Annotated in this window: 12 protein-coding genes and 3 pseudogenes; 9 read left to right on the top strand and 6 right to left on the bottom strand. The window is 63.0% G+C overall.

Going from position 1 to position 12,345, the window contains the following annotated elements; translation table 11 throughout:
- Nucleotides 1–242 (top strand): annotated as a pseudogene (locus QZY44_RS03280) (hypothetical protein); the annotation flags it as partial.
- Nucleotides 243–1,102: 860 nt separating this feature from the next.
- On the opposite strand, the gene fabA reads toward QZY44_RS03280, so the two are convergent.
- The 3 genes from fabA to QZY44_RS03265 all read right to left on the bottom strand — a co-directional run bounded on the left by fabA (nucleotide 1,103) and on the right by QZY44_RS03265 (nucleotide 3,982).
- Nucleotides 1,103–1,618, bottom strand: a complete 516-nt coding sequence (gene fabA / locus QZY44_RS03275) for a 3-hydroxyacyl-[acyl-carrier-protein] dehydratase FabA (protein WP_295442195.1) — start codon at nucleotides 1,616–1,618, stop codon at nucleotides 1,103–1,105.
- A gap of 36 nt (nucleotides 1,619–1,654) precedes the next feature.
- Nucleotides 1,655–3,379: a proline--tRNA ligase gene (locus tag QZY44_RS03270; RefSeq protein WP_295442192.1), complete on the bottom strand. Its 1,725-nt coding sequence runs from the start codon at nucleotides 3,377–3,379 to the stop codon at nucleotides 1,655–1,657.
- 90 nt (nucleotides 3,380–3,469) lie between these two features.
- Nucleotides 3,470–3,982 carry a DUF4124 domain-containing protein gene (locus tag QZY44_RS03265; protein WP_295442190.1) on the bottom strand — a complete coding sequence of 171 codons (513 nt, stop codon included), beginning with the start codon at nucleotides 3,980–3,982 and terminating at the stop codon, nucleotides 3,470–3,472.
- Nucleotides 3,983–4,287: 305 nt separating this feature from the next.
- On the opposite strand from QZY44_RS03265, the gene ilvB reads away from it, so the two are divergent.
- From ilvB to ilvC, 3 genes are all read left to right on the top strand, one after another.
- Complete coding sequence (ilvB, locus tag QZY44_RS03260) at nucleotides 4,288–6,018, top strand: biosynthetic-type acetolactate synthase large subunit (RefSeq protein ID WP_365303171.1); 1,731 nt, start codon at nucleotides 4,288–4,290, stop codon at nucleotides 6,016–6,018.
- 1 nt (nucleotide 6,019) lies between these two features.
- Nucleotides 6,020–6,511 carry an acetolactate synthase small subunit gene (gene ilvN, locus QZY44_RS03255; protein ID WP_295442184.1) on the top strand — a complete coding sequence of 164 codons (492 nt, stop codon included), beginning with the start codon at nucleotides 6,020–6,022 and terminating at the stop codon, nucleotides 6,509–6,511.
- A gap of 108 nt (nucleotides 6,512–6,619) precedes the next feature.
- Entirely contained in the window at nucleotides 6,620–7,636 is a 1,017-nt protein-coding gene (gene ilvC / locus QZY44_RS03250) for a ketol-acid reductoisomerase (RefSeq protein WP_295442198.1), read from the top strand.
- A 169-nt stretch (nucleotides 7,637–7,805) separates the two neighbouring features.
- Here ilvC and QZY44_RS03245 read toward each other — a convergent pair whose 3' ends face one another.
- Both QZY44_RS03245 and QZY44_RS03240 read right to left on the bottom strand, forming a co-directional pair.
- On the bottom strand, nucleotides 7,806–8,234 hold the full coding sequence (locus QZY44_RS03245) for a hypothetical protein (protein ID WP_295442182.1): 429 nt from the start codon (nucleotides 8,232–8,234) through the stop codon (nucleotides 7,806–7,808).
- Between the two features lie 22 nt (nucleotides 8,235–8,256).
- A complete protein-coding gene (locus QZY44_RS03240; protein ID WP_295442180.1) occupies nucleotides 8,257–8,538 on the bottom strand; it encodes a hypothetical protein in 282 nt (93 codons plus the stop codon).
- Nucleotides 8,539–9,245: 707 nt separating this feature from the next.
- Between QZY44_RS03240 and QZY44_RS03235 the strand changes: the two genes are divergently transcribed.
- The 5 genes and pseudogenes from QZY44_RS03235 (at nucleotide 9,246) to QZY44_RS03220 (ending at nucleotide 10,728) form a co-directional block, all read left to right on the top strand.
- Nucleotides 9,246–9,413, top strand: coding sequence for a hypothetical protein (locus tag QZY44_RS03235; RefSeq protein ID WP_295442177.1), 168 nt, complete (start codon nucleotides 9,246–9,248; stop codon nucleotides 9,411–9,413).
- A 46-nt stretch (nucleotides 9,414–9,459) separates the two neighbouring features.
- Nucleotides 9,460–9,654: pseudogene (locus QZY44_RS35585) on the top strand (P-loop NTPase fold protein); the annotation flags it as partial.
- A 74-nt stretch (nucleotides 9,655–9,728) separates the two neighbouring features.
- Nucleotides 9,729–10,217 (top strand): hypothetical protein, encoded by a 489-nt coding sequence (locus QZY44_RS03230; RefSeq protein ID WP_295442174.1) that lies wholly within the window; start codon nucleotides 9,729–9,731, stop codon nucleotides 10,215–10,217.
- Complete coding sequence (locus QZY44_RS03225; RefSeq protein WP_365303166.1) at nucleotides 10,153–10,332, top strand: hypothetical protein; 180 nt, start codon at nucleotides 10,153–10,155, stop codon at nucleotides 10,330–10,332. The genes QZY44_RS03230 and QZY44_RS03225 overlap by 65 nt, the downstream gene beginning before the upstream one ends.
- Nucleotides 10,333–10,344: 12 nt before the next feature.
- Nucleotides 10,345–10,728, top strand: coding sequence for a hypothetical protein (locus QZY44_RS03220; protein ID WP_295442171.1), 384 nt, complete (start codon nucleotides 10,345–10,347; stop codon nucleotides 10,726–10,728).
- Here the strand turns inward: QZY44_RS03220 and QZY44_RS03215 are convergent.
- Nucleotides 10,697–12,305: pseudogene (locus tag QZY44_RS03215) on the bottom strand (IS1634 family transposase). The gene QZY44_RS03220 and the pseudogene QZY44_RS03215 sit on opposite strands and share 32 nt — an antisense overlap.
- Nucleotides 12,306–12,345 lie beyond the last annotated feature (40 nt).

The raw sequence follows: 12,345 nt of genomic DNA, 5'->3' as shown, positions 1-12,345 counted from the left end.
TCCTGACCTTCCTGACCTTGGAGACCCTGCTGTCGGCCCTGACCCCGCAGCGCCTCGAACTCTTGCGGCATGTGGATCGCCATGGGGCCGACAGCGTGGCCGCCCTGGCGCGCGATTTGGGTCGCGATGACCAGCGGGTGCGCGATGATGTGGCGATGCTGGAGGCCAACGGGTTAGTCCTCCGGAAAGACGGGCGCCTCGTCGCTCCCTGGGAGCGATTGGCGGCCGATGTGATGCTGTGAGAGTCGGTCAGTTGGCGTGTACTTCCCTGGTTATCCCCTTGCCGCTTAAGTTTTATGCGTTTGGAAAACAAATGGACACTTCAGCACAGTACGAAAAGAGTTCGCAATCGAGAATTGCTGTCGTTCTCTCGTGTCCGGGAAAGGAAGAATAGAGGGCTAATAGACCGGCCGCTGGTCAAACAGGATGTAATTTGGAGGAAATTTTGCTGTCACTGACTGTCGATGACGCCATGCCTGGTTTCCAGCGAGGAAAGATAACGGTAGGGAACTCTTGGAGTAAAGTGGAGTTCGTTGGGGCAGGAGGAACTGACCGCCGGCAGGCAACACTTCCTGAAATTCTAGATGCCGGCAATTTAGCGCGGCTTGCCAGCGAACTTGGCGAAATCACTGATTTTATTATGTGCTGTGGAGAGAACGCAAGGGAGTCCGTTGCTAGGCTAAAAGCTGATGGGCTATTACGTGAAAGGTGCCGTATTCTTCGCGTTTGCCATCTGTCAAATCTGGGAATCAATAACTCAATTCAGATCGACGTAAATGGCGAACCGATACAGTCTTACAAGAAATCCGCGGACAAACCAAGCTGCGAGTATAGATCGCTAAAGCAAATCGGAAAAGATAACAGAAAGCTGCGCTTAAGAGTGATCGCCAAAGATCTTATGGAACAAATTCTTCTGGCTCCCACGCTTCCACGTGAGAGTGTGCCGCGTCGGGCCAACGCGCCGCTGGAGCGGCCGAGGCTGCATTCCCACGCGGAGCGTGGGAACGAGGGGTTAGAGCGTAGGAGCGGGAGAACCACGGCCAAGCGTGGGAATCGATAAGAGCATGTCTTATTTCTTGACCGGAAGGTCAAGAAATAAAACCTAGAAGCCCTCGGTGGAGGTGAACAGCCCCACCCTCAGGTCCTTGGCGGTATAGATGGTTCGCCCGTCGACCTGCACGACGCCGTCACCGATGCCCAGCACCAGCTTGCGGCTGATGACCCGCTTCATGTCGATGTGGTAGGTGACCTTGGACGCGGTGGGCAGGACTTGGCCGGTGAACTTGACCTCGCCGACGCCCAACGCCCGCCCGTGGCCCGGGTTGCCGACCCAGGCGAGATAGAAGCCGACCAGTTGCCAGAGTGCGTCGAGTCCCAGGCAACCGGGCATGACCGGGTCGCCGGGGAAGTGGCACTGGAAGAACCACAGCTCCGGGTTGATATCGAGTTCCGCGATGATCTCGCCCTTCATGTTGGCGCCGCCATGGTTCGCGATCCGGACCACCCGGTCCATCATCAGCATATTGGGGACCGGCAGCTGGGCATTGCCCGGGCCGAACATCTCGCCGTGCCCGCAGGACAGGAGTTGAGCGCGATCGAAAGAGGCATCTTTAGGCATGGGGAGGGTCTGGAGTTCCTGTTGAATCGTGAAAAATCAGGCCGCGGGCCGCAGCCGCTCGACCAGGAAGGCGACGATGTCCGCGAGCGGGATCAACTGCATGTCGACATCGCGCCGGCCCTTGTATTCGACCACCCCATCGTCCAGGCCCTTGTCGCCGACCACCACCCGGTGCGGGATGCCGATCAACTCCATGTCGGCAAACATGAAGCCGGGGCGGGCGTCGCGATCGTCGAGCAGGACCTCGATCCCGGCCGCCTGCAGGTCCGCGTACAGTTGCTCGGTGGCCTCGCGCACCCGGTAGGACTTACCGAGCTTCATCGGCAGCAGTGCGACCGTGAAGGGGGCAATGGGGGCGGGCCAACAGATGCCGCGCTCGTCATGGTTTTGCTCAATGGCGGCGGCCACCACCCGGGAGACGCCGATGCCGTAGCAGCCCATGGTCATGGTCAGCGCCCGGCCGTCCTCGCCCAGGACCGTGGCCTTCATGGCGGCGCTGTATTTGCGCCCGAGCTGGAAGATGTGACCGACCTCGATGCCGCGGGCGATACTCAATGTTCCCGTGCCGGTGGGGCTCAAATCGCCCTCCACTACGTTGCGGATGTCGGCGACCGCGGGCAGGGGCAGGTCGCGGCCCCAGTTGAGGGCGAACCAGTGTTTGCCGTCCGTGTTGGCCCCGGCGGTGAAGTCAGCGGCGACGGCGACGGCGCGGTCGACGATGCAGGGAAGCGTCAGCCCCTTGGGTCCCAGTGAACCGGGGCCGGCGCCGATGGCGGTGCGGATCTCGCCCTCGGTCGCCATGCGCAGGGGCACGGCCACCTCGGGGAGCTTGGCGGCCTTGACCGCGTTGAGTTCGTGGTCGCCGCGGACCAGGAGCGCCACCAGCCCGCCGGGGACGCCCTCGGCCGCGGCCACCACCAACGTCTTGACGGTGCGCTCGCTTGCGACTCCGAACTGTTCGACCAAGTCCGCGATGGTGCGGGCGTTGGGGGTGTCCACCAGCCGCGCCTCCTCTGTCGGCGCCGGCGCTGCCGCTGCGGGGGCGAGCGCCTCGGCCAATTCCACGTTGGCGGCATACTCGCCGTCGGACGAGAAGGCGATCGCGTCCTCGCCGGAAGAGGCCAGGACGTGGAACTCATGCGAGGCGTTGCCGCCGATGCTCCCGGTGTCGGCCTGGACCGGGCGGAAGTCGAGCCCGCAGCGGGTGAAGATGCGCGAGTAGGCCGCGTGCATCACGGCGTAGGTGGCGGCGAGCGACTCATCATCCGCGTGGAACGAGTAGGCATCCTTCATCAGGAATTCGCGGGCGCGCATGACGCCGAAGCGGGGCCGGATCTCGTCGCGGAACTTGGTCTGGATCTGGTAGAGGTTGATCGGCAACTGCTTGTAGCTCTTGAGCTCGTTGCGGGCCAACTCGGTGATGATCTCCTCGTGCGTGGGGCCGAAGCAGAACTCACGCTGGTGGCGGTCCTTGAACCGCAGCAGCTCCGGGCCATACTGCTCCCAGCGCCCGGATTCCTGCCATAATTCAGCGGGTTGTACCGCCGGCATCAGCACTTCGAGCGCGCCGGCGCGGTCCATTTCTTCGCGCACGATGCGCTCGACCTTGCGCAGGACCCGCAGGCCGAGCGGCAGCCAGGTAGAGAGGCCGGCCGCGAGCTTGCGGATCAGGCCCGCGCGCAGCATGAGTTGGTGGCTGATGACCTCGGCGTCGGCCGGGGTCTCCTTGATGGTCTGGAGTGGAAACTGCGAGGTGCGCATGGGGCCGGAGGTGCCGAGGTAAAAGGGCGCTAGTCTAGGGTCCGCGGGGCCTGGACACAAATCCGTCGACGGCGCCGGCCGGGTCTCGGCCTACTTGCAGTATTCCTTGATTTGCTTTTGCGCCTCTGCCTTCTGGCTGGCGAGTTCATCCTTGGAGAAGGTCACGATTTTGCCTTCCGCGGTTTGCAGGCGTTCGTTGCCATGCTTCTCAAAGGCCTCCAGGTTCCGGCGGGCCGCCGCGCAAGCGGCCTGGCGCGCGACCTGATCGGCTGCCTTCTGGCGCTCCTCAGCGGCGTCGCGGGCCTGCTGTGCACGCTGGTCGGCATCCCGCTCCGCCTGGCCGCGGAGCCGCTCGTCGGCTTGCTCGACCTGCGCTGCCGGGGGGGGCGGGTCCAGTTTGATGGGTTTGGCCGGGGTTGTCCCCGGGGGTGGGCGTTGCGAGTAGACCGTCGTGCCCGACTCGTCCACCCAGCGGTACAACTCTCCCTTAGCTTGGCAGGGGGTGGCGGCAAGCCAGGCGCAGGCCAGCGCGAACGCCAGGGTGCGTGTGCGGGTGCCCGGCCGGGGCCTGGTGGTGTCAGTGGGTTGGGATCGCTCAATCATGGCGCCAATTATGGCCCGGGAGGGGGGGCGGTGGGAATGTTCGGCGCTGCTATCCGGCGGGCTGCCCGATGGGACTGCGGTTGCCGCAAATCCGGCCGGCCGCGGCCCGGGTGTTGACCCTGGGCGCACGTCTCCTGTAACGTGAACCCCTTTTGAACAAGCTCTCTTACTGCTTATCCAGTCTGCGGCCCCGGTCTGTGCGGTAACCGGCCCCGTCCCCATCTTGCGGGCACGGATAGGTCCGCTCGGCGGCGCGGCGCGACTGGTCTCACTTTTGGAGGTGGCTTAAGGTGGAACCGAACGCGGTGCAGCTCAGCGGTGCCGAGATCCTCGTCCAGGCGTTGATCGACGAGGGGGTCCAGTACGTCTTTGGATATCCCGGCGGGTCGGTCCTGCACATCTACGATGCCCTGTTCAAGCAGGATCAGGTGAAACACATCCTGGTTCGGCACGAGCAGGGTGCCACCCACGCGGCCGACGGCTATGCCCGGGCGACCGGCAAGTGCGGTGTCTGTCTGGTGACCTCGGGGCCCGGCGCGACCAACGCCGTGACCGGGATCGCCACGGCCTATATGGACTCGATTCCCTTGGTGTGCATCACCGGCCAGGTGCCCACGCCGGTGATCGGCAGCGACGCCTTCCAGGAGGTCGACACCGTCGGCATCACCCGCCCCTGCGTCAAGCACAACTTCCTGGTGAAGGATGTGCGTGACCTGGCGGTGACCCTGCGCAAGGCGTTCTATATCGCGACCACTGGGCGTCCGGGGCCGGTGGTGGTGGACATTCCCAAGGATGTGACCGACCCGAATGTCAAAATCCCCTACGATTACCCGCGCGACCTGCGGATGCGCTCCTATCACCCGACGGACAAGGGGCACCTGGGGCAGATCAAGAAGGCGCTCGAGCTGATGCTCCAGGCCAAGCGTCCGATCTTCTACACCGGCGGTGGCGTGGTCCTGGGCGAGGCGTCCGCGCTGCTGACTCAACTCGTGCGCCTGTCCGGATTTCCGATCACCAGCACGCTCATGGGCTTGGGGGCCTATCCCGGGACCGACCCCCAATTCCTGGGGATGCTGGGGATGCACGGGACTTACGAGGCCAACATGGCCATGCACGAGACCGACGTACTGATCGCCATCGGTGCCCGTTTCGATGACCGGGTGACCGGCAAGATCGAGCACTTCTGCCCCCATGCCAAGGTCGTCCACATTGATGTCGACCCGTCCTCGATCTCCAAGAACGTGCGCGTGGACGTGCCGGTGGTGGGGCAGGTGGCGAGCGTCCTGACGGACCTGCTGCGGTTGTGGAAGGAACAGGCGCCGGCGGCGAGTGCGGTGCGGCCGGTGGCGGATTGGTGGGAGAAGATCGAGGCCTGGCGGCGGGTGGATTGTCTGCACTACGACCGCGCGAGCGACAAGATCAAGCCGCAATTCGCGGTGGAAACGCTCTATAAGGTCACGCACGGCGATCTCTATCTGACCTCCGACGTGGGTCAGCACCAGATGTTCGCGGCCCAGTTCTATCCCTTCGAAAAGCCGCGGCGCTGGATCAACTCGGGCGGCCTGGGCACCATGGGCTTCGGTCTGCCGGCGGCCGTGGGGGTGCAACTCGCCTTTCCGCAGGCGCAGGTGGCCTGTATCTCCGGCGATGCCAGTATCCTCATGTGCATCCAGGAGATGGCGACCTGCAAGCAGTACAACCTGCCGATCAAGGTCATCCTGCTGAATAATGGTTACATGGGCATGGTGCGGCAGTGGCAGGAATTCTTCTACGGCAGCCGCTATTCCCATTCCTATGTCGATGCACTGCCGGACTTCGTGAAGTTGGCGGAGAGCTTCGGTCATGTGGGGATGCGTGTCGAGCGCCCGGGCGACCTGGCGGCCGCCATGCAGGAGGCGTTCGCCATGAAGGACCGTTTTGTATTCCTCGATGTGGTCGTGGACCCCACCGAGAACGTCTATCCGATGATCGCGGCGGGCAAGGGGCAGCACGAGATGCACCTACCGCCCAGCCTGTCCGAGAGGGAGTTGGCCTGAGATGAGACACATCATTGCCGTATTGCTGGAGAACGAGGCCGGCGCACTCTCGCGAGTGGCCGGGTTGTTCTCGGCCCGCGGGTACAATATCGAGTCGCTGACGGTTGCGCCGACGGACGATCCGACCCTCTCGCGCATGACCCTGGTCACCACCGGGAATGAGGAGATCGTCGAGCAGATCAAGAAGCAGCTCAACAAGCTGATCGATACGGTCAAGCTGCTGGATCTGACCGAGGGTCCGCATATCGAGCGCGAGATGATGATGATCAAGGTCCGCGCCGAGGCCGGGAATCGCGAGGAGCTCAAGCGCCTGACCGACATCTTCCGCGCCAAGATCATCGACGTGACCGATTCGAGCTATGTCGTCGAATTGACCGGCGCCTCGAAGAAGCTGGACGCCTTCATCGACGCCGTGCCCAAGGGGCTGATCGTCGAGGTGGTCCGCTCGGGCCCCACCGGCATCGCCCGCGGCGAAAAGGGCCTGACCCTCTAGTTTCTCAATTGCGCCGCAACTGCACGCGAATGGACGCAAATTGCCGATTTGCGTCCATTTTCTTTGCTTTGCGACTAAACCATTCTAACGCAGGAATCTCCCATGTCCATCAACGTCTATTATGACAAAGACGCCGACCTCTCTTTGATCCAGGGCAAGCAGGTGGCCATCATCGGCTACGGCTCCCAGGGCCATGCCCATGCCAACAACCTCAAGGAATCGGGCGTCTCGGTGACGGTCGGTCTGCGCCCGGGCTCGGCGTCCGCCGCCAAGGCGACCAATGCCGGCCTGACGGTCAAGTCGATTGAGGACGCGGTGGCCGCGGCGGATGTGGTCATGCTGCTGGCCCCGGACGAGCACCAGGCACGCATCTACCGCGAGGATATCGCCCCGCACATCAAGCAGGGCGCCGCGCTCGCCTTTGCCCACGGCTTCAATATCCATTTCGGTCAGATCGAGCCGCGTGCCGATCTGGACGTGATCATGATCGCGCCCAAAGGCCCCGGGCATCTGGTGCGTTCCACCTATACCCAGGGCGGCGGTGTGCCGTCACTCATCGCCGTCTTCCAGGACGCCTCCGGCCAGGCCCGCGAGGTCGCATTGGCCTATGCCAGCGCCAATGGCGGCGGGCGTGCCGGGATCATCGAGACCAGCTTCCGAGAGGAGTGCGAGACCGACCTGTTCGGTGAGCAGGCGGTGCTGTGCGGCGGCGTGACCTCGCTGATCAAGGCGGGTTTCGAGACCCTGGTCGAGGCCGGCTATGCCCCCGAGATGGCCTATTTCGAGTGCTTGCACGAAGTCAAGCTGATCGTCGACCTGATCTACGAGGGCGGCATCGCCAACATGCGCTACTCGATCTCCAACACGGCCGAGTATGGCGATTTCACCCGCGGCCCGCGGGTCATCACCGATGGGACCAAGGCCGAGATGAAGCGCATCCTGACCGAGATCCAGACCGGTGAATTCGCCAAGGAATTCATCCTGGAGAACCAGGCCGGCGCGCCCAAGATGAAGGCCCTGCGCCGCCTGGGTTCGGAGCATGAGATCGAAATCGTCGGCGAGCGGCTGCGCGAAATGATGCCCTGGATCAAGGCCAAGAAACTGGTCGACAAGACCAAGAACTAGTCTTTTTCCCGCGCTCCGCGCGGGAAAAAGATGCGCCTCTCGTAACACCGCTCCGCGGTGTTACGCCTGTGTCTGGCGCTCTGCGCCTCGAGTTCTTCTCGTTCCCAAACTCCAGCGTGGGAATGCCGGGCGGGCGCTCCGCGTCCGGTCTGGTCGTTTGCAGCCATCTTCACTCTGCCGCTTTCGCTGGCACTTCTCCGGCCCTACTGCACACCGACCTCAACCCCCGCGCGGTGTCGCTGCCGGCCATCATTGCCACGCAGAAGGTCGAGACCCTCACGGCCAGGATTCCCGGTACAGCGATCCACAAGAACTGCTTCAGCATGAACCAATCGGCAAATGAGAGCGGTAGATAGCTGGGCAGTGACCACCTGAGCATGATGTAAAACAGGGGCAACAATATAATGACATGGTCGAGTGCCAGTGCCAGCACCAACGGGAAGAGCCCAACCCCCGAAGTCAGCATGACAAAGAGCGCCATGACCACCATGCCCAGCCCCATCCCCGCCAGTGCGACGAGTTTCTGTCCGCGGTACCAATAAGACCAAGGGCTTTTCGGGACTCCGAGTCGAAGAAAATATTTCAAGTAGGTCGTCATCTCGCGGGCCACGCTGTGCAGATCACGTTTTCTGCGCCGACACGGCCAACTTCACGATCGAGGTGGCGATGTTCGGGCTGCCGGGATTGACATCAATGGTTCTGGTATTCGGAATGACGATCAGGTCCATATCCTCCATGGGTATGGCGCCCAAGAGCGTCTGATCGCCCATCACCAGGGCACCGACGAATCCGACCCGGTTCTTGAAGCGGACCTCGATCGGCCCGACGTAAGGCACCAGTCGTCTGCTGCCATCGGCGATCGTCACCTCCTTGCGATCGATATCTTCCAGCGCCAGTTGCATCCGCACATGCTCCGGTAGGCAGAGATGAACGGCCGCCGTATCGGCCAATGCATCCATTTCGACCGGCCGCAAATCGCCCTTGCGAGGATTCTTCAATAAGACCTTGGCCGTGACTAGACCCATTTGATCGGTACCTCACCCCACCCTCGTGACACCGCTCCAGCGGTGTCACGCCTGTGTCAGGCGCTCCGCGCCTGGAGTCCCGGTGGTGCGATTGATGATGAAGGGGCTGAGGGAGCGCATGGCTGGAGTGTACCGCTTGGTCGGCGAAACGCCAACCAGTCAAGACAAACCAATTTGCCCCTCGTCAGCAGGCCGATGGTAGATCCTGCTTTTCCTCGCCCCAAGCCGTGCCGGCCGGGTATAGAATTGCGGCTCAAGGATCGCAAACCCCGCTACTGGCCCATCCCCATGGCTCTTCACAACGACGAACCGACGCTGATCGACCGCTTGGGCCGCGACTGACTGGTGCGCGAGGTCGGCGACGCGGTCACGACCTGCGAACCGCCCCAAGTCTATGGTATCAATGAGGATTGGGGGCTCGGCAAGACCAGTTTCCTGCGCCAGTTACAGTTCTATCTCACCGGCGACTACCCGCCGCAGGGCGAGGGGCCGATACGTCGTACTGTGTCCGCTCGGACCCGCCAGCGGATCATGTTCACGCCGTCTGGTTCGAGTCCTGGTGCTACCAGCATGAGTCCGTCCCCGTGGTTGCACTGTTGCAGGAGATCCGCTCCCAACTTGCCTGGCATAGCAAACTGCGCAGCGGGGCGGCAAAGCTGGCGGAGGTGACCATTCTCAGAACGCTGCTGGTCTTGGAGGACGTTACCAAGAAGATCGGCATCCAGGCCGTCCAAGCTCCAGGAGGCCGGTGAGAAATGGGAGCGGGACCATTTGGCCACCGCGCTGCCGTCCCACACCATGCGCGCCTTCCTCGCCGATGCTATCGACAAACTGCTCCCGGCCCCCGAGCCCGGGAAACCGGCGCCTCGCCTCGTGGTCCCGATCGACGACCTGAACCGCTGCGAGGGTGAGGCCGCCTTCCGCCTGCTGGAGGGTCTCAAGATCTATCTCACCCTGCGCAACTGCGTCTTCGTGCTGGGCATGAACCAGTGGGTGATCGAGTCTGTTGCGACGGATGGGGGTCGATCCTGGGGCGGCAGATTGCCGGGAGTGCCGCGCCCGACGCCATGGATGAGGAGGTCACGTGCCTGCTCGTCGCGGCCTACATCTACCAATTCCATCCCGAGCTGTATCGACGCTGGGAGGCCTGCCCGGACCTGTATCAGTTCATTCTGGATTGGGTGCGCGGCGGTCAGACCGATCTCGGTTTCTTGAGTACGTTGACGCTGCCCCTCCTTATCTCAACCGATGAGAGCACACCCACGCCAAGCTATTCGTCGCGAAGCGCCTTTCCCGATCCCACCGAAAGCAATGTATTCTGGATTCAGCCCTTGATTCTTCGTTTAGGCAACTCTGCGACTCCCGCCGCCGGCTCCTGGCCGAAGTCCTGTCATGTTTTCGAGCAGCGGGAGGCCTACGCCATCCAGGCCGCCAGCGCCGCCGGGCGACCGCTGTTGGTGCGCGGTCAGCCGGGTGTGGGTAAGAAGCCAGTTGGCGCGCGCAGCGGCCGTCGCCTGCGGGCGCCTGTTCGTCTCAGCGGTGGTCCATGCCCGTAGCGAACCCCAGGACCTCCTGTGGCGCTTCGATGCCATCGCCCGGCTCGGCGAGACCCAGACCCTGGGGGCGGCGCGGGCGACCGAGGTGCGCCGGGCCCTGGACCCCCGGCGCTAGCTGAGCCCCGGCGTGCTTTGGTGGACTTTCGACTATGACTGCGCCAAACGCCTGCACGCCTATTGCCGCCATCCGCTGCGCGCCCCCGAGCCGCGGTCTCCAGATTGGACGCCCGACCAGGGCGCCGTGCTGCTCATCGACGAAATCGACAAGGCCGAGCCGGACCTACCCAACGGCCTGCTGGAGGTCCTCGGCAACGGCGCCTTCACCGTGCCCTACCTGGATGCCTCGGTGCGGCACCAGGTCGGACCACCGCCCCTGGTGGTCATCACCGCTAACCCGACTTCCGCTATTCGAGCCCTAAATCGACGTAACCCATTGACCTGCCGACATGGCATCGGCGAAGGTCGGCACTATAAGACGCTTAGGCGATCTGGGCTTGAAGTTGGGATGTGATCTTTGGCGGAGGTTGTTCGGGCAGTCTCAGCCGCAGGCGCTCCAGCAAGAGCTGCTGTTCAGGTTCCGGCTCGGTGTAGCGGCTCAAGATCAGGGTGCGATCCTCGGTCGTAGGCAGATGCACATCGACCATCTGGATGGCGGCGAATTTTTCCAGGGCGGAGCGTGGCGTCAGCCCTGGAGCCAGGGGGCGCAGGCGGGCTTTGAGGGTGACCTGCAGGCAATAGGCCAGGAAGGCGACAAAGATATGCGCTTCAATGCGTCGATCCAATTGATGGTAAATCGGGCGGATGCTTAGGTCGCCCTTCAACTCCTTGAAGGCCTGCCCGAACTCGGTGAGCTGAATGTACCAAGTCCACAGTTACGTCGGATTGTCATTGGTCAGATTGGTACGCAACAGGTAGTGGTCCTCACGGCGGCGAACCTAGCGCAGCTTCTTGCGGTTGAGAGTAAAAGTGAAAGTCTCGGGAGTGACCGCTTCATCTTTCTCGAGTAGGCGCAGACTGACCAACCCATCCGCGTGCCCGGCCTCTTTCTTGCTTGACCGTTACCTGCTCGCGTACGACCTGCCATGGCTGGGCCAGGAAGGATCTCTCCAGCTCGGTCAAACGGCCTTTGGGCGTGCCACCAGATAGTGCACGGCGGGCTGCGCGTCGCGCATCAACGCCAGGGTCTCTTCAGTGGGAATGCCCCGATCCATCACCCATACCCGATCGGCCTTGCCGTACTGGCGTTCAATCTTGGCCAGGAAGTCCTTGAGGGGCTGCTTGTCGAGGGTGTTGCCGGCCAGCACCCCATAGGCCAAGGGAAAGCCGTCCGGGGTGACGATCAGGGCGATGACCACTTGGACGCAGTCCGAGCGTTTGTCCCGGCTGTAGCCGAATTTGCGTTTGCCCGATGCGGGAGGGCCGCACTCGTGCCGAGGTGCTGGTCAAATCGTACAGGAGGACGTCGAAGCAGGCCTCGAAGAGTTGGTACCAGCGTGTTTGCAAATAGGAAAACAGCGCATCTTTATGCACCACGAGCCGGTCCAGACAGCGATAGAGGGTGTCGCTCTCGGCAATGGCGAAGTCCTCCCCCAGCATGTCGCCCATGGCGCTGCGGTCGAACCAGGAGCGATGCAGGCGCCACTCGCTGCCCGGATCGATCAGGCGATAGGCGACCAAGGTCTTCAAGACGTTCAGCCAGCGGGTGCCCTTGCGGCTGGGCCGCAGACGTGGCTGCCAGAAGGCGTCCAGGTCCAGTAGGTCCCACAGTTCGCAGGCCAGCCAGCAGGCACCCCATTGGCGGGGTCGGCGCGGTTGCAACCCGCTCAACTTGACCTGCACGACCTCGCACGCCAACGCCGGAGCGGCCCGATCTTCGGGAAACAAAGCCATCTGCGTGGCCTCGCCGCGGTCCTCATCGAACACCTCGATCGAACGACACCACGCGGCCCGCTGGGCGTCGTTGGTCTCCCCCAGGTACAGCACCTGCCGCTGCACGACCCGCCCGTCGGCGACGCGTCGGTTCTCCACCACGCTCCAGTAGCGGTGGACCTTGCCGTCTTGGTTACGTGTCTTGAAGCGCAGGAACATGCCGATAGTGTCGACAAAAATGCCTGCGGGTTCAAGGATC

The organism is uncultured Thiodictyon sp. (genome assembly GCA_903837595.1).
In the GTDB taxonomy this organism is placed as follows: Bacteria; Pseudomonadota; Gammaproteobacteria; order Chromatiales; family Chromatiaceae; genus Thiodictyon.
The sequence above is the reverse complement of the archived record's forward strand: the minus strand, read 5'-3'. Positions and strand labels throughout refer to the sequence as shown.